Below are 19,703 nucleotides of genomic sequence, written 5' to 3'. Positions count from 1 at the left end.
CCGGCGTTTTTTATTTTAGTAGCCCGGCCAGGCGAAGCGCCGCCGGGAAGGCTCGGTCTTAACGACGCTCAAGCACCTCAAAGCAGTAGCTATGAGAGTTCTGCTCATCAGCATCATGGAACTCGCTGAACACCGACTCCCACTGGTCTGGGTCGTAATCAGGGAAATGGGTGTCGCCTTCGACTTCCGCATCAATGTGCGTCAGATACAGCTTCTGCGCTTTTGGCAGGAACTGCTCGTACACACGACCACCGCCAATCACCATAATCTCTTCCACGTCGCCACAGGCAGCGATCGCTTCATCCACCGATTTCACCCACTGTACGCGATCGTCAGTGCCCGGTTGGCTGCTGATGACGATGTTCTTACGGCCCGGCAACGGGCGTCCGATGGACTCCCAGGTCAGGCGGCCCATCACCACAGGTTTGTTTAAGGTGTTACGTTTAAACCAGGCCAGATCGGCTGGCAGGTCCCAGGGCATGGCGTTTTCCATACCGATAACGCGATCTACCGCTAGCGCAGCAATCAGACTGATCATTGAGTGTGTCCCAGATACGAAAAAAAATTGTCGCCACTATACGGAAAGCTTAATCTTTCGTCGACTGGCAGCCAGGTAAAGAATAAGAAAATTTTTCGTTTTGCTGGCAAGTCCACGGTGGATAAGTGGACAGCCAGCATTACACCTAATACAACATTACAGCGTTGGTTTTACTTCCGGCTCATCTTCCGGGTTGCCGCTGTGCTTTCCTTCTTCCGTTCCTTGCCAACCGTGACGCTGAATCACCGACAAATGGTTGCGATCTTCGTTGATAATCTCGGTCAGCATGGCGCTGGTACGTTTAAACGCCGCCGCCCGTGACGTATCATCGTTTTCCGCCATCTCGACCATTTCATCCATCAACTGCATGTTAAAACGGCGGAACAGGTCGGCACGCTCGCGCGCTTCATAGGCGCCAAGTCCTAGCGATTCCAACGCCTGACGGCCCGATTTCAACGCCCCTTCGAAAGTTTCACGCTCCGGTGCCTCTACCCCAGCCTGACGCAGCTTGATGTAGTGCTCAACGTCGCGGGCACGAGCAATAATCGTCAGATTCGGGAAGTGCTCTTTCGCCACTTCGGTCAGCTCAAGGCTTGCCTGCGGATCATCAATCGCGTTAATCAATACTTCCGCTTTCGCCGCCCCTGCCGATTCCAGCAGATCGGCCCGCGTCGCATCGCCGTAAAACACCTTCATATCGAACTTACGCAGCGTATCGACATGATCCGGATCGTGGTCGAGGACCACCATTTTCACGCCGCTCGACAGCAGTAAACGGCCGGTAATCTGACCAAAACGCCCGAAGCCCGCGATGATCACCCGTGGCTGTTCTTCATCGATTTCATCCGCTTCGCGCGCATCGCCCGCGCTGTTGCGTTTCTCAAGGCGGGTCAGCAGCACCAGCAGAATCGGCGTAGCGGCCATCGACAGCGCCACCGCCAGCGTCAGCGCTTTTGCCCATTCAGGGTCCAGCACGTTAGCCATTTGTGCAGCGCCAAAGACCACGAAGGCGAACTCACTCCCCTGCCCCAGCAGCGCCGCGAACCACAGGCGCTGCGAGCGCGGCACCTGGAGCGGTTTGGCAATCAGCCACAGCAGAATTGACTTAATGACCAGGAAACCAACCAGCAGCGTAATAATGCGCAGTGGGTTGTGGATAAGCGTACCAAAGTCGATGGACATCCCTACGCCGATAAAGAACAGCCCCAGCAGCAGCCCTTTAAACGGCTCGATATCGCTCTCCAGCGCGTGACGGTACTCCGAGCTCGCCAGCAGCACCCCAGCGAGGAACGCCCCCATCGCCATCGACAGCCCGACCTCTTCCAGCAGCAAACCGAAGCCAAAGACCAGGAACAGGGCCACGGCGCTGAACACTTCTCGCAGGCCAGAGCGTGCCACGAAGCGTAACAGCGGTCGCGTAACATAACGTCCGAGTACCACCACCAGCGCCAGCGCACCGGCCACTTTCAGCGCCGAGAACGCAAACGCGCCGAGCGTCGTGGAACCGCCGCTGGTTGCCAGCAGCGGAATCATCGCCACCAGCGGAATGGCGGCAATGTCCTGGAACAGCAGCACGGCGAAGGCGCTGCGCCCCACCTGCGTCACCGTCAGGTTACGTTCGTTCATCGCCTGCATGGCAATCGCGGTGGACGATAACGCCAGCGTCATGCCAATAAGCTCCGCCACCTGCCAGCGCAGGCCGAGGAAAATACAGAAGACGCCAATTAACGCGCCGCACAGCACCATCTGCAACAGCCCGCCGCCAAACACCGAGGCACGCAGTTTCCACAGGCGCTGCGGGTCAAGCTCAAGGCCAATCACGAACAGCATCAGCACCACGCCAATTTCGGCAAAGTGCAGAATAGACTCCGCATCGGTCACCAGACGCAGCCCCCAAGGGCCGATAATGCAACCGGCGATCAGGTAGCCGAGCACGGAACCGAGGCCCAGACGCACGGCAATCGGCACAATCAGCGCCGCGGAACCGAGATAAATCAGCGCCTGTATTAGCGTATGGCTATCCATTGTTGTGCTCCTCCTGCCAGGCCAGTAACCGTTGTTTGTAGTGTCGTGCCTTCGCCTGCAGCGTCTCTTCATCGCAAATAAACGTACAGTGCACGGCAAACGGCGGCAGCCATTTCATGCCGCAGTACACCGCGGTGGCCTCCAGCGGCTGCCCAAGAACATCAAACCCCGGATGCGAGCCAATTTCGAAGTGGCTCTCGCCACCGCCAGTGGTGACCGCCCACATGATGCTCTTACCGTGCAGCGCCGTGCCACCGTGACCGTAGGCCCAGCCGTGCGCCAGCACTTTATCCAGCCACAGCTTCAGCAGCGGCGGCGTGCTATACCACTGCATTGGGTGTTGCAGAATCACCAGATCGGCACGAGACAACGCCTCCTGCTCGGCGGCAACGTCGATATTAAAATCGGGATAGAGGTGATAGAGAGAACGGATTTCAACGCCGTCGAGCGTCCTTACCTGCTCAAGCATCCGTTTATTCGCATGCGAGTGATGCGGATAAGGATGCGCATAAATAATAAGAATCATGTTTCGCCTGTCTTACTTCATTATTTTATTCCTGAGTTTAGACAGTTAATGATGACACTTACAGGATCAGTTCACACAACCGCAGGAATTGGGGGGCGTGAGGGCCACGCCCCGGCAGGGTCAGGAGGGTTGATTGGCCGGTTTATCCGCCACCGGCGGTTTGTCAGATGACGCGGTCAGGTCACAGTGTTTCGGCAGGAAGAAGGTGATGGTCCCGGCAATAATCAGCGAGCCCGCCAGCGCACATACCGCCACGTTCTGGCCATAGAAGTAGATCATCACGCCGACCAGATACGGGCCGCAGAAGCCGCCCAGGTTGCCCAGGCCGTTGATCACCCCGCGTGCGCTGCCCGCCACTTCCGGCATGGCGATACGCCCCGGAATCGACCAGAACGGGCTGGTCGCCGCTTTCAGGAAGAAGCCGCACACGACCAGCGCGATATAGGCCGCCACCACATGATCACGCAGTACCACTGAAGCCAGCAGCGCGGCGGCAAAGCCGTAGAGCGAGAAGCGAACCCATAGGCGCCGTTTCCCGCTACGGTCGCTGAACAGGGAGATAATATAGATACCCGCCAGCGTAGCGATAAACGGCAGGATAGCCAGCACGCCCACGCTTGCCATATTGGCGCCGGTCAGGTTTTTGAGGATAGTCGGCAGCCACAGCGTGTAGCCGTAATCCCCGGTCTGGTAGAAGAAGTTGAGCAGCACCAGCTTCATCAATCCGGAGTTGCGGAACACTTCCCGCACCGGCGCATTGCTGACCGGCGCTTCCGAACGTCGCGCCTCTCGCTCGGCGGTTAACGCGGTAATCAGATACTCACGCTCACGCTCCGGCAGCCAGCGCGCCTCTTCCGGGCGGTCGCTGATCATCAGCCACCATATCGTCAGTACGACAAACGACAGCAGCCCTTCGATGATAAACAGCCACCGCCAGTCGAGCGCGGAGATAATCGCCCCGGAGACCGGCGCGGTGAGCATGCCGCCCAGCGGGGCGAACATCATCACAAAGGCGTTAGCGCGACCAATCTCTTTTTCCGGGAACCAGTTGCTGACCATGGTCAGCACCACCGGCAGCATGCCGCCCTCGGACACGCCGAGGATAAAGCGCAGCGCCAGCAGCTGATATTCGTGCGTCACGAAGCCGGTAGCAATCGAGACAATCGCCCAGGCCAGCAGCGACCAGGCGATAAAGCGCTTACCGCTGCCGTGTACCGCAATGCGTCCGCCCGGTATTTGCAAAAAGAGATAGCCAATAAAGAATATCCCGCTCGCCACCCCCGCCATCTGGCTGGTAATCCCCAGGTCGGATTCCATACCGCCGGGCAAGGCGAAGCTGATATTAACCCGGTCCATAAACGAAATAATGCACGCGATGAGAACAGGCGCAATGATGCGCAGCCAGCGAGTGCCAGGTATTTTCTCAGTCATTATTTATACTCTCTCTCGAGGGGAGCCATGCTCAGCATGGCGAAAAGCGCCGATGATTAATCAATGGCATTCGGTAGCGGCGTATCGCTGAAGAAGGCGGCGACGTTATTGAACACCACCTCGCTCATCCGCTGACGCGTTTCGTGAGTAGCGCTCGCCACATGCGGCAGCAGCACAACGTTATCCATCGCTATCAGCGCCTCAGGCACGTGCGGTTCGTCTTCATACACATCCAGTCCCGCACCGGCAATGACGCCGTTTTGCAGGGCGTGAATCAGGGCTTTCTCATCTACCAGGGTGCCGCGCGCGATGTTAATCAGCCACGCGTGTTTTGGCATCACGTTAAACACGCTGGCATCGATAAGCCCACGGTTTGCCGCGCCGCCGGAAGCCGCAATCACCAGGAAATCACTTTCGTGGGCCAGGGTGTGCAGGTCGGCGCACCACTGATAATCCACGTGGTTGAGCTTTTTGCGGTCGGTGTAGAGGATCTCCATATCAAATCCACTCGCGCGACGAGCAATGGCCTGGCCGATATTGCCCATGCCGAAGATGCCGATACGTTTGCCGCTCACCTGCGTCGCCAGCCCCGGCCCTTGTTTCAGCCATTTGCCTTCGCGAACAAATTTGTCGCCCTGGCAAAGTTGACGTGCGCCCGCCAGCAGCAGCCCCATCGCCAGGTCGGCAACGTCGTTGGTCAGCACGCCAGAAGTGATGGTGACGGCAATGTCATGAGCGCGGGTATAGTCGAGATCCACCGCATCGGTACCGACACCAAACACCGCCACCAGCCCAGCGTTCGGCAATTGCTCCAGTACGGCGCGGGTGACGCCGATATCACCACGGGTGACCACCGCCTGCACCTGATGGCCCACTTCGCGCAAGAAAGCCTGCGGGTCAGCCTGTTCATACAGGCGATAGACCTGGAAAGCGGTGGAGAGTTTATCCAGCAGGCCGTCTACGACCGGGGCAATCAACAGTACCGTGTTTGGGTTTGCAGTATTCATCGTGTTCCCTGTTTAAGCGTTTAGAAATTTGTTACGCCTATCAAACGGGTTTTCACGATGTCATTTTGCGATCTGCATCACGCCAGATCGTGTTAGAACTCCGTGTTACGGATGACGTGATCGTGGAAGCAAAAGCCCGCTGGAATGCGGGCTGGATGGCAACAATTGAATAACATTGCCGACGTGGCGTGCAAAGGTCAGATGGTTTCGCCCATCGATAAACGATAGTGCAGGTCAACCTTCTCAATAGTCGGTAACCCTTTTATTTTCTTGATTAAAATCTCGGTGGCGACCTTACCCATCTCAAAGCGTGGGGTCAATACGCTCGCCAGACGCGGGCTCACCACCTGGCCAATCTCCAGCCCGTGGAAGCCGGCAATCGCCATCTCCTGCGGCACCGTGATACCCGAAGCGATGCACTCCTGTAACACCCCAACCGCAAGATCATCATTAGTGCAGAGAATGGCATCCATCTCTTTATACATCTGGCGGGCAAGGGTCATCATGCCGGTGCCAATCGACACCGAAGAGACCTTGTTTGGCGCAATGCGCCCGACCGCCAGACCCGCCTCCTCCATCGCCCGGCAGTAGCCCGCATAGCGCTGCTCATCGCGAATATCCGACATCGAGCCAAAATAGATAATCTGCTTTTTGCCGCTCGCCAGCAGCATGTTGGTCATATCCAGCCCGGCGCGGTAATTATCAAAACCTACGTTAATACGGTCTGCGTTATCCGATAAGCCCATCACCTCAGCAACCGGAATTTTTGCGGCTTTCAGGTATTTTTCTGCCCGCAGCGTATGGACGGATTCGGTTAGCAGCAGCGCTTTAACGTTCAACGCCAGCACGGTGGCAATCTGCTCTTCTTCACGCTGGCTGTCGTAATCGTAATTCACCACCAGCGTCTGGTAGCCGTGGGCGGTGGTGACCGATTCGATGCCCGCTAATACGTCGGAGAAAATCTGGTTATTAAAGGAGGGAACAAGCACCCCAATGCGCGGTGCGGCATTGCTGCTGATGGCGGGGTTATCGGCATCTGGCTGGTAGCCCACCTCTTCAATCACGCTGGCAATGCGCTCGGCGGTTTCCGGCTTCACCTTCTCAGGCGTGCGTAAATAGCGGCTGACGGTCATTTTGGTTACCCCCGCCAGCGCGGCGATATCCTCTAACGTGATGCGTTGTACTTTCATGAGCCCTGCCCGTCATTGCCGAAATCCTGTGGCCTATTATGCCAGCAGGTTACAAAAAAGAGAAAGCGATAACCCACCGTCAAAGCCCCGCATGGCGCGGTTTTCACCCTGTTTTCCGCCTCAGGATCACACATGCTGTAACCCCTTTTTGTAACATAACTGAGAGTGATCTACGTCACAGTTTCACCGGAGCAAAAACCGTGAGATAGGGAACATCTTCTTAGCGCATCGGCTCGCAATACAGGACACTGTGATGAACAACTTATTCAGCCTGCAAGGCAAACGCATTTTAATTACCGGCTCCGGACAGGGCATCGGCTACGTGATGGCCCAGGGGCTGGCCCAGTACGGCGCGGAAATCATCATCAACGATATCTCCGCAGAACGCGCCGAGCAGGCAGCGATGAAACTCCGCGACGAGGGCGCCGTCGCGCATACCGCGGTCTTTAACGTCACTGACCCAGAGTCGGTGGAAAACGCCGTTGCCGATATTGAAGCGCGCATCGGCGCTATCGACGTACTGTTTAATAACGCCGGTATCCAGCGCCGCCACCCGTTCACCGAGTTCCCGGTGAAAGAATGGAACGACGTGATTGCCGTGAACCAGACCGCCGTTTTCCTGGTTTCCCAGGCCGTGGCCAAACGCATGATGACGCGCGGCGCGGGGAAAATCGTCAATATCTGTTCAATGCAGAGCGAACTGGGGCGCGACACTATCACCCCGTACGCCGCCGCCAAAGGCGCAGTCAAAATGCTGACCCGCGGGATGTGCGTAGAGCTGGCACGCCACAACATTCAGGTTAACGGTATCGCGCCGGGCTACTTTAAAACCGCCATGACGCAGGCATTGGTTGATGATAAAGCTTTTACCGACTGGTTGTGCAAACGTACGCCAGCCGCCCGCTGGGGCGACCCGCAGGAACTGGTTGGCGCGGCGGTGTTTCTGTCGTCGAAAGCCTCTGATTTTGTGAATGGGCATCTGCTGTTTGTTGACGGCGGCATGCTGGTTGCCGTCTGAGTCGGGAGCAAAACCATGGCAGGACAGTGCATTATTTTAATGGGTGTCTCCGGCACCGGCAAAACCACCGTTGGGCAGGCGCTTTCTCAGGCATTGGGCGCGAAATTTATCGACGGTGATGACCTTCACCCACGGGCGAATATTGTCAAAATGGCCGCCAGCCAGCCGCTGGAAGATAGCGACCGCCAGCCGTGGCTGGAGCGCATCGGCGATGTGATCTTTAGCCTCGGACAGAAAAACGAGTCCGGCGTATTGGTCTGCTCGGCGCTGAAAAAGCGCTATCGCGACCAGCTACGCGCGGGTAATCCGCATCTGCGCTTTCTGTGGCTGACCGGTGACTACGACTGCATTTTGCGGCGTATGCAGGCGCGCAAAGGCCACTTTATGCCAGAAGCGCTGCTGCAAAGCCAGTTTGCCGCGCTGGAAGCCCCGGACGACCACGAGCCGGACATTCTGCCGGTCGATATTTCCGGCGACGTTCCGAGCATTGTCGCCCGCTCGCTCACCCTTTTAGCCCATCAACCGACATCGGGAGTTACGGCATGATTATCGACACGCTCCATAACGCGGAGAAAACCGCCTTTTATCCGCAGGCTATCCGCAAGGCGCTGCGCGCCGTGATTAATCAAGAGCCGCATACGCTACCGCCGGGAAAATATACCGTCGATGGCGATAACCTGTTCTTCAACGTGGTGGAAGGGGAAAGCAAACCGCTTGCCGAACAGCGCCCTGAGTACCACCGCCAGTATATTGATATTCACATCGTGCTGAAGGGCGAAGAGATTATTGGTGCGGGGAATAAGGGGCTGGAGATTGTCGAAGACGGCGCGTTTAACGACGCGCATGATATCGGTTTCTGCACACAAATCAGCAGCGAAACGCTGATTCACCTGCACCCGGAAGAGATTGCTATCGTCTTCCCCGGCGAGCTACACCGCCCGATGAGCAGCCTTGGCGCGGGCGCGCCGCTGCGTAAAATCATCGTCAAAATCAATAGCGACCTGCTTTAAGCGGTATACGCTGGCCCCGCACGGCATTCGCGGGGCCACGAATAACGTTTAGTTATCGAGCTCACCCATCGACCGAACCTGATCGCGGTTGATCTGTTCGGTTTTCCCGGTTTCGGCATTTTTATACGACACCAGACCGGTATCCTCATCGACCTGTGGTTTTCCGTCGGTCACGATAGTTTTCCCATCGGTGGTTTTCAACGCCTGGTTGGATGAACACCCAGCAACGGTAAAGAGTGCGCCAGCCGTCAGAATCGCTACGGTAAGTCGCTTATATTGCATCATGTTTCCCTCCTGCTTCTCAGCTAAAATCGTTATCACTCTAACCATTTTAGGTTAGCTGGCTGAAAGCGAGAGGGAAACCAGAACACTCCGAAGCGGCATTTACACCACTATCGCGCGTTTCCCCGGCACATGACTTCTGTGATACAAAGTACCAGCTATTTATTTTCAGGGGCTTACCATGTCCGTTTCCATCGACATCATTTCCTGCATTACCGACCGCTTTGTCGAGCTGACCGCCACCGAAAAGCGGATTGCCCAGTTTATTCTTGATGACGTGCAGGCGGCGACCACCTTACCAATTGCCGAAATGGCTAAGTTGACCAACACCAGCCAGGCATCGGTCACTCGTTTTGCACGCGCCATTGGCTGCAAAGACGTCCGCGAGCTAAAAGTGAAGCTCGCTCAGTCGCTGGCGGTAGGGCAACGCTTTATTCTCGATGTGCCGGATCTGGAAGGGGTACAGGGGATCTACGAGACGATCATCAACGTGCTGGAGATGAACCGCCGGGCGCTCGATCCCGACGCGCTCCACCGCGCGGTCGAATGGTTAAGCAGCGCACGTCAGATCCTCACCATCGGCATGGGCGGCGGCTCCACCATCTGCGCGCAGGAGGTTCAGTTCCGCCTGTTCCGTCTGGGTCTACCGGTGGTAAGCCAGAGCGACGGGCTGCTGGTGAGGATGATGTGCTCGGCGGTGTCACCAAACGATGTGGTGCTGGCATTGTCGCTCGGCGGCTATACGCAGGAAGTAGTGGAGAGCGCGGCGATTGCGCGTCAGTACGGTGCGAAGGTGATTGCCATTACCCCAGAAGCCACACCGCTTGCCGAGAACGCCGATTTGGTACTGCCGCTGATCGTGCGGGAGAACGACTACATCTTTAAGCCCAGCACCTCGCGCTACGCGATGCTGGCGATGGTTGACGTGCTGGCGACGGAATTGGCGGTGGTGAATAAGGCAGAGACGAAAAACCGTCTGCGGCGGATTAAGCTGGCGCTGGATAGCCATCGGGGCGGGGCTGACCGGCAGCCGTTGGGGGATTAGCGCGGGGGTTCCCCGCACCACCCCACAAGTTACTTCACCCGTTCCGCGTTGTAACAGGTCAAATCCACCTCAACCTTACAATCCACCACCAAATCCGCCACGCAGCACACGCGTGCCGGTGGGTGATCGGCAAAGAACTCGCGGAATACCTTGTTAAAGGATTGAAAGTAACGCGCGTCGGTCAGATACACCTTCACATGCACCACGTCCGCCAGGCTGTATCCCGCGTCCTGCATAATATCCACGCAGTTCTGAATCGCCAGCCGCGACTGCTCGACAATGCCGCCCTCCACCACTTCACCATCCTTCATCGGCGTTTGCCCGGACACATACAGCCAGCCTCCGGCCTCAACGGCCTTGGCAAACGGCAGAGACTGCCCGCCGGTGCCGGTGCTGCCGCCGACGCCATAACGTTTAATGCTCATTATTGCTGCTCCTTAATTTTTCCGGCTGACCGGCGTAAGAATCGCCCGGCGCGCCCGATAACATGGTAATTCTGCCCATAGCTCATCACCCCGTTGACCATCACCGCATCGATACCGGCGGCGGGCTGCTGTGGGTCGCTGAAGCTTGCGACATCGCGGATAGTTTCTGGGTCAAACAGCACCAGATCGGCAAAATAGCCGCGCTTGATGAGCCCGCGGTCGGTGAGCTGAAAACGTGCCGCCGACAGGCCGGTCATCTTGTGCACCGCGACGGTAAGCGGGAACAGTTTTTCATCGCGGCTGTAGTGCCCCAGCACGCGTGGGAACGCGCCCCACAGGCGAGGATGCGGCATCGGATCATTCGGTAAACCGTCCGAACCCACCATGGTCAACGGATAGCGCAGCACCCGCTGCACGTCCTGCTCGTCCATGTTGTAGTAAATCGCGCCAGCAGGCATCAACCGCTTGCCCGCCTCTTCCAGCGTAAGCGACCAGCTTTGCGCAATCTGCTTTAAGGTCCGCCCGGCCATCTCCGGGTGCGGCGTCGACCAGGTGATAACGATGTCAAAATCGGCGGTAATCTGCTTCATATCCAGCGTCGATGAACTGGCGGAATACGGATAGCAGTCGCAGGAAACGTCCTGCTGCTGGCGGACGTTATCGAACAGCGCCAGGGTTTCCACGGTGCGCCCCCAGTTATTCGCCCCCGCGCATTTGTGGTGCGAGACCACCACCGGCACCTTGCCGTGGCGGCCAATCCGGAACGCTTCATCAAGCGCGTCGAGAATGGGTTCAAACTCTGAGCGAAGATGGGTGGTATAAATCCCATTTTCCGCCGCCAGCTCTTCCGCCAGCGCCATCACCTCTTCGGTCGTCGACTGGAAGGCGGAGGCATAGGCTAGCCCGGTGCTGAGTCCTAAAGCGCCCTCCTGCAATGCCAACCGTAGCTGCCTGCGCATAGCTTGAATTTCTTGATAGTTGGCCGGACGAAACAGCGAGTCCATCTGGTTATTGCGCAGCGCGGTATGACCGACCAGCGTGCCAACGTTCACCGCCGGACGCGCCTGCATGACCGCGTCGGCGTAGGCGTTAACCGTCGGGTAGATAAACTGTTCCGCATTGCCCAGTAGGTTCATCGGATCCGGCACGTCGCCTGCGATCGTCGCACTTGCGGCGCTGATCCCGCAGTTACCGACGATAACCGTAGTCACACCCTGGCTGATTTTGGGTAGGTACTCCGGCATGCGGATAACGTTAATGTCGTCGTGGGTGTGAACATCAATAAACCCCGGTGCCAACACGCGCCCCGTGCCGTCAATCTCATGCTGCGCCTGCCCGTCGATGGCGGGCGCTATCTCCACAATGCGATCGCCCTTGATGGCAACATCGCCGCGATACTGCGGGCCGCCGCTACCGTCGATAACCGTGACGCTCCTGAACAGATAATCGAACTGCATCTCTTCTCTACCCCTGTCGTTTCCTGCCTTGAATTTGACCATTTACAAGCGCTGAAAACAGTGAAAGACTACGCAAAACATGCATTAATTAATGATACTTTTATTCATAAAAATCAACGAAAACAATAAAAACACTTTATTTACAATAAAATAAACAATCAAAGATTCATGATATAAACTAAAAACCAGAAGGATTTATGTTATGAAATACCATGAAAGCCTCATCGTACCCCACAAATCCGCAACGCTTTTTACCCCAACAAACATCCTCAATGAAGACGTTTGCCTACCCGCCGCGGTCATTAAAAAAACGGCGCTAACCAACAACATTCAGTGGATGCAGCACTACGCCGATGCGCGCGGTGTCTCACTCGCCCCGCACGGTAAAACCACCATGACACCGTGGATCTTTTCACAGCAGCAACAAGCGGGAGCCTGGGCCATTGGCGTGGGCAGCGCCTGGCAGGCAAGTATTGCTGCGGGAAGCGGGATCCAACGCGTGCTGATGGTGAACCAGCTCGCCGGCAAGGCCAATATGGCGCTGATCGCCAGACTCAAGACGGAATACCCGGCGGTAGATTACCTGTGCTGCGTCGATAGTATCGATAACGCCCGTGCGCTCTCGGCGTTCTTCGCCGCGCAAAACCAGACGCTGGATATTCTGCTGGAACTGGGCGTGCCGGGCGGCCGCTGCGGGTGCCGAACCGCAGAACAGGCGCTCACACTTGCCGAGCAGGTTGCCACCTTACCGGCGCTGCGTCTGCGCGGCCTTGAGCTGTATGAAGGCGTGCTGCACGGCGATAACCCACAGCCGAAAGTGGAAGCGCTACTGCGCGATGCCGCCGCGCTGGCCTGCCAGCTTGAACGCTATGTAACGGGCGAGTTTATCCTCACCGGCGCAGGCTCCGTCTGGTATGACGTGGTGTGTAACGTCTGGCTTGCCGAGCCGAAACCGGCCAACTGCCGGGTGGTGATCCGCCCTGGCTGCTATATCACCCACGATGCGGGGATCTATCTGGAAGCGCAGAACGCGATCGTCGCGCGCGACCAGACGGCCTGCGACCTCGGCGGCGATCTGGTTTCTGCGCTGGAACTGGTGGCAATGGTGCAGTCGGTGCCAGAAAGCGGCCGGGCAATCGTCAATTTCGGCAAGCGCGACAGCGCGTTTGATGCCGGGTTACCGCAGCCGGTTGCCCATTATCGTGCGGGGAAATCAGTCACATTGGCGGCAAACAGCATTGAAACCACCGGCATTATGGACCAGCACGCCATGCTGAAGCTGGCACCAGACGTTGACGTGAAGGTGGGGGATATTCTGGTATTCAGCACTTCGCACCCTTGCCTGACGTTCGACAAATGGAAGGCGCTGCTGCTGGTTGATGATGCGTATAACGTGCTGGATACGTTAGAAACGGCGTTCTGAGAACCCCGGCGTCGCTGCGCTCGGCCGGGCTACAGGCCGGGCGCAACGATACCGAAGTTACATCGAATCACATATCAAATCGACAATCAGCAGCGACCCATAACGCGCGTCGTTAAGCGGTAGCGTGACGTTTTGTTGATGGCTGAGCGCGCTCTCCTGCTGGCCAATCACGATGATATCCGCCCCTGCCCAGCGCGCCTGATGTACGGCGGCAATCAGCGCGCTGCCCGGCGGCGTACCGGCAAAGACCACCAGCACCTGCCCAGCGCCAAGCATCGAGGCGGTAATCCCCATTAACGCCGGATCCTGGCAGACATTGGCCGGATACCCCTGCGTCAGCAGACGATACTGCAACACGCTGGCGAACGGGTTATCGGCGGTGCTGGCGCTGAAAATATGCACCGCTTTCGCCTGTTTAAGCAGGCTTGCCGCCCGCTCAACCTCCGCTGGCGATAGTTCGTGAAGCTGCGCATTCAACGAATACTGGATCTGGTTTAGCCGCTCACGCCACGGCCCCGGCATATCGCCGCTGGCAACCGGGGCGCTGGCCTGCGCCAGCTTCATGCGCAAATCGCGAATATCGTCGCAGCCCGCGGCGCGGGCAAAGCGGGTGATGGTCGCCGGGCTGACCCCTGCCGCCGTCGCCAGTTGGTCAATGGTCGCCGAAGCCGCAAACGCCACGTCGCTGAGGATAGTCTGCGCGACGCGGGACTCCTGCTGGCTGAAGTCCTGTAGCCGTTGGCGGATCAGGCTCAGAATGTCATCGCTGCCGTCGCGACCGATGGAGTGCGAGAAGCGATCGAGGATCTCGCTGCCAATGCCGGCGTTTTTCGCCAGCTTTTGCAGCGTACCGGTGTCCACCCATGCCGCGTCACCGAGCATCGGCGCCGCCGTCGTTTTCAAACGATTCTCCTGCTGCTGATGGCGCACCTGGCCAATAAAGTCATTGAGGTCGGCACAGCCAATGCTGCGCGAGAAATGCTGTAACGTCGCGGGACTCACGCCCGCCTTTGCCGCCAGCTCTTCAATACTTGCCTCAGGTATCTGGGCAAAATTATCGAGGAAAAAGCGCGCCAGCCGGGATTCCTGCGCAGGAAGACCCGATAGCCCATTCACCAGCTGATAAACAATATCCATAACCAGAGAGTCCTAATGTCGGCAAATTTTGCTCGTTAAAAACATCATAATTTATTGAAATTATTTTTCAATTCATTCGATCAACTGACGCTGACGCCTTCGGCATTTGGGCGACAACTATTCGTTTTTCTTACTTTGATCACACTTTCACGCGGATAACATACCGTAAAGCAATATTTTAACGCCGATCACACTCATGAAAATAATTTTCATACATGCTACGTAAAACGGCTAATGTGTGAAATATGTTTTCAAGTGAGGGAAAAGTTGTCATGAAAAAGATCATGTTGTGCTGCGCCGCCGGGATGTCCACCAGCATGCTGGTGCAAAAGATGCGCGCCGAAGCCGAAAAGCGGGCGCTGGCGGTCGAGATTAACGCTTATCCGGTTGCCGAAATCGAAAGCATGCTGCCGCAGGCCGACGTGGTACTGCTAGGCCCGCAGGTGCAGTTCGAACTCTCTCGTGTGCGTGAATTGTCTGCGCCATGGGGCAAGCCGGTCGAAGTGATCGACATGATGGATTACGGCACCATGCGCGGCGATCGCGTGCTCGATAAAGCGCTCCAACTGATGGCCTAAGGCCTCGGAGAGAACAATGAAAATTACCGTGATTGGCGGGGGCAGCAGCTACACCCCGGAACTGGTTGAAGGATTAATTGCGCGTCATGCCTCCCTGCCAATGGCGGAGCTGGCGCTGGTTGATGTCGAAGCGGGTCGAGAAAAGGTCGAGATTATCGCCGCCCTCTCCCGCCGCATGCTCGACCGCAACGGTCTGGAGTCGGTGAAGGTATCGGTTCACTTCGATGCCGATGAAGCGATTACCGGCTCAAGCTTCGTGCTCACCCAACTGCGCGTAGGCCAGCTACCGGCTCGCGCCGCCGATGAGCGTCTGGGCTTAAGTCACAGGCTGCTGGGCCAGGAAACCACCGGCGTGGGTGGCTTCGCCAAAGCGCTGCGCACGATTCCCGTGATGCTGGATATCGCCAGACGCGTTGAACGTCTGGCGCCGAATGCATGGATCATCAACTTCACCAATCCGGCGGGCATTGTGACGGAAGCGGTGTCACGCCACAGCAAAGCGAAGATTATCGGCCTGTGCAACGTGCCGGTCACTATGCACCACATGATTGCCGACATGCTGAAGCTGCCTTACGACGACGTCTCGCTGCGCTTTGCTGGCCTGAATCATATGGTTTGGGTGCATCAGGTGCTGGCCGCGGGTCGCGATGCGACCGACGAGGTTATCGGGATGCTATGCGACGGCGAACAGCTGTCGATGAACAACATCAAGGCTATTCCGTGGCCACCGGAGCTACTGCGTGCGCTGCGCGCTATTCCCTGCCCGTATCACCGCTATTTCTGGCAGACCCGCACCATGCTGGAAGACGAGCTGGCAGATGCCGATAACAAAGGCACCCGCGCCGAGCAGGTGATGAAGGTCGAAGCGTCGCTGTTCGAACTGTACGCCGACCCGCATCTGGACAAGAAACCAGAGGAGCTGAGTCAGCGCGGCGGTTCGTTCTACTCCGAAGTGGCGGTACAGCTTATTAACGCACTGCACAACAATCTTGGCATTGAGATGGTGGTGAACACCGCCAACAACGGTGCCATTCAAGGACTGCCGGACGACGCGGTGATAGAAACCAACTGCCTGATTGATGCGCTGGGCGCGCATCCGCTGGCCTTTGGCAAACTGCCGCCGCTGATGAACGGCCTGACCCAGCAGGTGAAGGATTTTGAGCGTCTGACCATTGATGCCGCCGTATATGGCGATAAGCAAAAAGCGCTGCTGGCGCTGGTCGCCAACCCGCTGGTCGCCGATGTGAATCTGGCGTCAGCGCTGGTCGATGAAGTACTCACCATCAATAAAGCGTGGCTGCCGCAGTTTAGCCAACAATAAATACAACAATAGCCCGGTCGGCAACGTCTGCGCCGGGCAGGGGGTGTCTGTGAATAAGTCGATAATAGATAAATACGTTTTACCGACCGCGCTCAAAATCGCCGGACAAAAACATGTGCTTTCGGTGCGTGACGGGATAATCCTGAACATGCCGTTTATGCTGATAGGCTCGTTTTTCCTGATCTTCGCCTATCTGCCGGTGCCGGGTTACGGCACACTGATGACCGAGCTTTTCGGCCCAACGTGGCAGGAAAAAGTGCTCTATCCGGTGAAAGCGACCTACGACATCATGGCGCTGATCTCCAGCTTCGGTATCGCCTACCGCCTGGCAGAGAAGTACCGCACCCTCGACCCGCTGACCGCCGGGGCCGTCTCTCTGGTGGCTTTCGTGATGACCATTCCGCAGCACATCATGTTTACCCCTGCGGGCAGCGATGTGGCGCAGCTGGTGAAAGGCGTGATGCCGATGGGCCAGATTGGCAGCCAGGGATTGTTCGTGGCCATCCTGATTGCCCTGCTCTCAACGGAAATTTACCGCTTCGTTAACGACCGCAACCTGGTTATTCGCATGCCGGAAGGCGTTCCACCGGCGGTGGCAAAATCCTTCCTCGCGCTGATTCCGGGCTTCTGCGTGCTGGCGGTGGTGCTGGCGCTGCGTCTGCTGGTAGAAGCAACGCCGTTTGGCGATATCAACACCATGATTACCGAGCTGGTTGGTATTCCGATGAGCCACGTCGGCGGCTCGCTGCCGGGGATGATTATTTCGGTGCTGCTGATTGGCATTCTGTGGATGCTCGGCCTGCACGGCGACACCATCGTACTGGTGTTTATCCGCCCGGTCTGGCTCAGCAACATGTCCGAAAACCTGGAAGCGTTTCAGAACGGCCTGCCTATTCCCCACATTATCACCCAGCAGTTCTACGACCTGTGGATTGCGCCGGGTGGTACCGGGGCGCTGTTAGGGCTGGTTATCTTTATGATCCTCCGCAGCCGCAGCGTGCAGATGAAGCAGCTCGGTAAAATTGCCGCACCGGGCAGCCTGTTTAACATCAGCGAGCCGATGGTATTTGGTATTCCGATTGTGATGAACCCGTACCTGGTGGTGCCGTTTATCCTGACGCCGGTGGTGCTGGTGATTGTCTCCTACGTGGCGATGACCACCGGTTTAGTGGCCAAACCGGCCGGAATTGCGCTGCCGTTCACGACGCCGATTGTGGTCAGTGGATACCTGGCGACCGGCGGGCATATCTCCGGTTCGGTGCTGCAAATCGTCAACCTCGGGATTTCGCTGGTGATGTATTACCCATTCTTCCGCATCTGGGATAACCTGAAATTCCGCGAAGAGCAGGCCAGTAAGTCGCAGCAGACCACCGCGGCGATGCCAGCAACGGAGCAGTAACCAGGATACAAAACAAAAACGCCGGGCATCTGCCCGGCGTTTTATTTTATTACTCGCACTTATTTTTTAATCTGTGCGTGCATTTCCTGTACGGAAGTGACTTTGTCTTTCGCGTCCGCATTCAGCGCCATTGCCGTCGCGAAGCCGCCGTTCAGGGTGGTGTCGTAATGCACCTTGTACTGCAGCGCGCTGCGGCGAATCAGCTTGGAGTCTTCAATCGCCTGACGACCGGCGGTGGTGTTGATGATGTAGGTGTATTCGCCATTCTTGATACGGTCCTGAATGTGCGGACGACCTTCATGTACCTTGTTCACCAGGCGTGGGTTGATACCCGCTTCACCCAGTACAATCGCGGTACCGTGGGTTGCATCCAGCTCGAAGCCTTGTTTCAGCAGCTTAGCGGCCAGGTCAACCACGCGCTCTTTGTCGCCTTCGCGAACGGAGAGCAGCGCACGGCCCTGTTTCTTCATGGTGGAGTTACTGCCAAGCTGTGCCTTAGCGAACGCTTCCGCGAAGGTACGGCCCACGCCCATCACTTCCCCGGTAGAGCGCATTTCTGGCCCTAACAGTGGGTCAACGCCTGGGAATTTGTTGAACGGCAGCACCACTTCTTTCACCGAGTAGTACGGTGGGATGATTTCTTCGGTCACGCCCTGCTGCTTCAGGGTTTTCCCTGCCATCACGCGCGCCGCCACTTTCGCCAGCGGTACGCCGGTTGCTTTGGAGACGAACGGTACGGTACGCGCCGCACGCGGGTTGACTTCAATCAGGTAGACTTCGTTGTCTTTCACCGCGAACTGCACGTTCATCAGGCCGCGAACCTGCAGCTCGAAGGCCAGCTTCTGCACCTGCTCACGCATCACGTCCTGAATTTCCTGGCTCAGAGTGTAGGCTGGCAGGGAACACGCGGAGTCACCGGAGTGAACGCCAGCCTGCTCGATGTGCTCCATGATGCCGCCAATCAGCACCATTTCGCCGTCGCAGATAGCGTCGACGTCGACTTCAATCGCATCGTCGAGGAAGCGGTCCAGCAGCACCGGCGCGTCGTTTGAAACGCTGACGGCGGTCTGGAAGTAGCGCTTAAGGTCGGCTTCGTCGTAGACGATTTCCATCGCACGACCGCCGAGAACGTAGGACGGACGTACCACCAGCGGGTAGCCAATCTCTTTTGCCTTCTCAACCGCTTGTTCAATCGCGGTCACGGTGGCGTTGGCTGGCTGTTTCAGCTTCAGACGGTCAACCGCATGCTGGAAGCGCTCACGGTCTTCTGCACGGTCGATGGCATCCGGGCTGGTGCCGATAACCGGTACGCCTGCGGCTTCCAGTTCACGCGCCAGCTTCAGCGGGGTCTGGCCGCCGTACTGTACGATAACGCCCTTCGGCTTCTCGATGCGCACGATTTCCAGCACGTCTTCCAGGGTTACCGGCTCGAAGTACAGGCGGTCGGAAGTGTCATAGTCGGTAGAGACGGTTTCCGGGTTACAGTTGACCATGATGGTCTCGTAACCGTCTTCGCGCAGCGCCAGCGAGGCGTGTACGCAGCAGTAGTCAAATTCGATACCCTGACCGATACGGTTCGGGCCGCCGCCGAGGACCATGATTTTATCGCGGTCTACGGACGGATTGGACTCGCACTCTTCTTCATAGGTGGAGTACATGTAAGCGGTGTCGGTAGCAAATTCCGCCGCACAGGTGTCCACACGCTTGTAGACCGGGTGCAGGTTGTACTGGTCACGCAGCTTACGGATTTCCGCTTCGCGGACGCCCGCCAGTTTTGCCAGACGCGCATCGGCAAAGCCCTTGCGTTTCAGGTGGAACAGGAAGTCAGCGTCGAGGCCGTTGATGCCCACTTCCGCCACTTTCTCTTCCAGACGTACCAGCTCTTCAATCT

At 57.3% G+C, this 19,703-nt stretch carries 19 protein-coding genes; 8 read left to right on the top strand and 11 right to left on the bottom strand.

Annotated elements, in window-relative coordinates; translation table 11 throughout:
- Window positions 1-58: 58 nt before the first annotated feature.
- From folA to GKAS_RS17005, 6 genes are all read right to left on the bottom strand, one after another.
- A complete protein-coding gene (folA, locus tag GKAS_RS17030) occupies window positions 59-538 on the bottom strand; it encodes a type 3 dihydrofolate reductase (protein WP_035896030.1) in 480 nt (159 codons plus the stop codon).
- Between the two features lie 156 nt (window positions 539-694).
- Entirely contained in the window at window positions 695-2,563 is a 1,869-nt protein-coding gene (kefC, locus tag GKAS_RS17025; protein ID WP_035896028.1) for a glutathione-regulated potassium-efflux system protein KefC, read from the bottom strand.
- Window positions 2,556-3,089, bottom strand: coding sequence for a glutathione-regulated potassium-efflux system oxidoreductase KefF (gene kefF / locus GKAS_RS17020; protein WP_035896026.1), 534 nt, complete (start codon window positions 3,087-3,089; stop codon window positions 2,556-2,558). Before kefF ends, kefC begins: the two co-directional genes overlap by 8 nt.
- 120 nt (window positions 3,090-3,209) lie before the next feature.
- Complete coding sequence (locus tag GKAS_RS17015; protein WP_035896025.1) at window positions 3,210-4,520, bottom strand: MFS transporter; 1,311 nt, start codon at window positions 4,518-4,520, stop codon at window positions 3,210-3,212.
- Between the two features lie 56 nt (window positions 4,521-4,576).
- Complete coding sequence (locus GKAS_RS17010) at window positions 4,577-5,527, bottom strand: 2-hydroxyacid dehydrogenase (protein ID WP_035896023.1); 951 nt, start codon at window positions 5,525-5,527, stop codon at window positions 4,577-4,579.
- 197 nt (window positions 5,528-5,724) lie between these two features.
- Entirely contained in the window at window positions 5,725-6,717 is a 993-nt protein-coding gene (locus GKAS_RS17005) for a LacI family DNA-binding transcriptional regulator (RefSeq protein ID WP_035896021.1), read from the bottom strand.
- Window positions 6,718-6,970: 253 nt separating this feature from the next.
- Between GKAS_RS17005 and idnO the strand changes: the two genes are divergently transcribed.
- The 3 genes from idnO to GKAS_RS16990 are packed head-to-tail and all read left to right on the top strand — an operon-like array spanning window position 6,971 to window position 8,745.
- Window positions 6,971-7,735: a gluconate 5-dehydrogenase gene (gene idnO, locus GKAS_RS17000; protein ID WP_035896019.1), complete on the top strand. Its 765-nt coding sequence runs from the start codon at window positions 6,971-6,973 to the stop codon at window positions 7,733-7,735.
- 15 nt (window positions 7,736-7,750) lie between these two features.
- The gene (locus GKAS_RS16995; RefSeq protein WP_035896017.1) at window positions 7,751-8,281 is read left to right on the top strand and encodes a gluconokinase; all 531 of its coding nucleotides are present in this window, start codon (window positions 7,751-7,753) and stop codon (window positions 8,279-8,281) included.
- Window positions 8,278-8,745: a NanQ anomerase/TabA/YiaL family protein gene (locus GKAS_RS16990; RefSeq protein WP_035896015.1), complete on the top strand. Its 468-nt coding sequence runs from the start codon at window positions 8,278-8,280 to the stop codon at window positions 8,743-8,745. The genes GKAS_RS16995 and GKAS_RS16990 overlap by 4 nt, the downstream gene beginning before the upstream one ends.
- Window positions 8,746-8,793: 48 nt before the next feature.
- Here the strand turns inward: GKAS_RS16990 and GKAS_RS16985 are convergent, their stop codons facing one another.
- A complete protein-coding gene (locus GKAS_RS16985; protein ID WP_035896033.1) occupies window positions 8,794-9,027 on the bottom strand; it encodes a YgdI/YgdR family lipoprotein in 234 nt (77 codons plus the stop codon).
- A gap of 181 nt (window positions 9,028-9,208) precedes the next feature.
- Here GKAS_RS16985 and GKAS_RS16980 point away from each other — a divergent pair, with 181 nt between their 5' ends.
- Window positions 9,209-10,072, top strand: a complete 864-nt coding sequence (locus GKAS_RS16980) for a MurR/RpiR family transcriptional regulator (protein ID WP_035896014.1) — start codon at window positions 9,209-9,211, stop codon at window positions 10,070-10,072.
- Between the two features lie 29 nt (window positions 10,073-10,101).
- Here GKAS_RS16980 and GKAS_RS16975 read toward each other — a convergent pair whose 3' ends face one another.
- Together GKAS_RS16975 and GKAS_RS16970 are read right to left on the bottom strand one after the other, a co-directional pair.
- The gene (locus GKAS_RS16975) at window positions 10,102-10,497 is read right to left on the bottom strand and encodes a RidA family protein (RefSeq protein WP_035896012.1); all 396 of its coding nucleotides are present in this window, start codon (window positions 10,495-10,497) and stop codon (window positions 10,102-10,104) included.
- Window positions 10,497-11,954 carry an N-acyl-D-amino-acid deacylase family protein gene (locus tag GKAS_RS16970; protein WP_035896011.1) on the bottom strand — a complete coding sequence of 486 codons (1,458 nt, stop codon included), beginning with the start codon at window positions 11,952-11,954 and terminating at the stop codon, window positions 10,497-10,499. The genes GKAS_RS16975 and GKAS_RS16970 overlap by 1 nt, the downstream gene beginning before the upstream one ends.
- Before the next feature lie 202 nt (window positions 11,955-12,156).
- On the opposite strand from GKAS_RS16970, the gene GKAS_RS16965 reads away from it, so the two are divergent.
- Window positions 12,157-13,377: an amino acid deaminase gene (locus GKAS_RS16965; RefSeq protein WP_035896009.1), complete on the top strand. Its 1,221-nt coding sequence runs from the start codon at window positions 12,157-12,159 to the stop codon at window positions 13,375-13,377.
- 57 nt (window positions 13,378-13,434) lie between these two features.
- Here the strand turns inward: GKAS_RS16965 and GKAS_RS16960 are convergent, their stop codons facing one another.
- Entirely contained in the window at window positions 13,435-14,514 is a 1,080-nt protein-coding gene (locus tag GKAS_RS16960; RefSeq protein WP_051910786.1) for a MurR/RpiR family transcriptional regulator, read from the bottom strand.
- 272 nt (window positions 14,515-14,786) lie between these two features.
- On the opposite strand from GKAS_RS16960, the gene GKAS_RS16955 reads away from it, so the two are divergent.
- Genes GKAS_RS16955 through celB form a run of 3 tightly spaced genes read left to right on the top strand, consistent with a single transcriptional unit; the run spans window position 14,787 to window position 17,812 of the window.
- Complete coding sequence (locus tag GKAS_RS16955; RefSeq protein WP_035896007.1) at window positions 14,787-15,092, top strand: PTS sugar transporter subunit IIB; 306 nt, start codon at window positions 14,787-14,789, stop codon at window positions 15,090-15,092.
- Between the two features lie 16 nt (window positions 15,093-15,108).
- Entirely contained in the window at window positions 15,109-16,413 is a 1,305-nt protein-coding gene (locus GKAS_RS16950) for a 6-phospho-beta-glucosidase (RefSeq protein WP_035896006.1), read from the top strand.
- Window positions 16,414-16,462: 49 nt separating this feature from the next.
- Window positions 16,463-17,812, top strand: a complete 1,350-nt coding sequence (gene celB, locus GKAS_RS16945) for a PTS cellobiose transporter subunit IIC (RefSeq protein ID WP_035896004.1) — start codon at window positions 16,463-16,465, stop codon at window positions 17,810-17,812.
- A gap of 59 nt (window positions 17,813-17,871) precedes the next feature.
- Here the strand turns inward: celB and carB are convergent.
- Window positions 17,872-19,703 (bottom strand): carbamoyl-phosphate synthase large subunit (gene carB, locus GKAS_RS16940; protein WP_035896002.1); only part of this gene is annotated, 1,832 nt, incomplete at its 5' end.

Source organism: Kluyvera ascorbata ATCC 33433 (genome assembly GCF_000735365.1).
Lineage (GTDB): Bacteria > Pseudomonadota > Gammaproteobacteria > Enterobacterales > Enterobacteriaceae > Kluyvera > Kluyvera ascorbata.
The sequence above is the reverse complement of the archived record's forward strand: the minus strand, read 5'-3'. Positions and strand labels throughout refer to the sequence as shown.

Bases quoted from the DNA above. Each gene is read 5' to 3' on its own strand.
- GKAS_RS16985 (WP_035896033.1), bottom strand. From the start codon at position 9,027: ATGCAATATAAGCGACTTACCGTAGCGATTCTGACGGCTGGCGCACTC.
- GKAS_RS16960 (WP_051910786.1), bottom strand. From the start codon at position 14,514: ATGGATATTGTTTATCAGCTGGTGAATGGGCTATCGGGTCTTCCTGCG.
- GKAS_RS17005 (WP_035896021.1), bottom strand. From the start codon at position 6,717: ATGAAAGTACAACGCATCACGTTAGAGGATATCGCCGCGCTGGCGGGG.
- GKAS_RS16995 (WP_035896017.1), top strand. From the start codon at position 7,751: ATGGCAGGACAGTGCATTATTTTAATGGGTGTCTCCGGCACCGGCAAA.
- GKAS_RS16990 (WP_035896015.1), top strand. From the start codon at position 8,278: ATGATTATCGACACGCTCCATAACGCGGAGAAAACCGCCTTTTATCCG.
- kefC (WP_035896028.1), bottom strand. From the start codon at position 2,563: ATGGATAGCCATACGCTAATACAGGCGCTGATTTATCTCGGTTCCGCG.
- GKAS_RS16965 (WP_035896009.1), top strand. From the start codon at position 12,157: ATGAAATACCATGAAAGCCTCATCGTACCCCACAAATCCGCAACGCTT.
- kefF (WP_035896026.1), bottom strand. From the start codon at position 3,089: ATGATTCTTATTATTTATGCGCATCCTTATCCGCATCACTCGCATGCG.
- GKAS_RS16975 (WP_035896012.1), bottom strand. From the start codon at position 10,497: ATGAGCATTAAACGTTATGGCGTCGGCGGCAGCACCGGCACCGGCGGG.
- idnO (WP_035896019.1), top strand. From the start codon at position 6,971: ATGAACAACTTATTCAGCCTGCAAGGCAAACGCATTTTAATTACCGGC.
- GKAS_RS16970 (WP_035896011.1), bottom strand. From the start codon at position 11,954: ATGCAGTTCGATTATCTGTTCAGGAGCGTCACGGTTATCGACGGTAGC.
- folA (WP_035896030.1), bottom strand. From the start codon at position 538: ATGATCAGTCTGATTGCTGCGCTAGCGGTAGATCGCGTTATCGGTATG.
- GKAS_RS17015 (WP_035896025.1), bottom strand. From the start codon at position 4,520: ATGACTGAGAAAATACCTGGCACTCGCTGGCTGCGCATCATTGCGCCT.
- GKAS_RS17010 (WP_035896023.1), bottom strand. From the start codon at position 5,527: ATGAATACTGCAAACCCAAACACGGTACTGTTGATTGCCCCGGTCGTA.
- GKAS_RS16980 (WP_035896014.1), top strand. From the start codon at position 9,209: ATGTCCGTTTCCATCGACATCATTTCCTGCATTACCGACCGCTTTGTC.
- GKAS_RS16955 (WP_035896007.1), top strand. From the start codon at position 14,787: ATGAAAAAGATCATGTTGTGCTGCGCCGCCGGGATGTCCACCAGCATG.
- GKAS_RS16950 (WP_035896006.1), top strand. From the start codon at position 15,109: ATGAAAATTACCGTGATTGGCGGGGGCAGCAGCTACACCCCGGAACTG.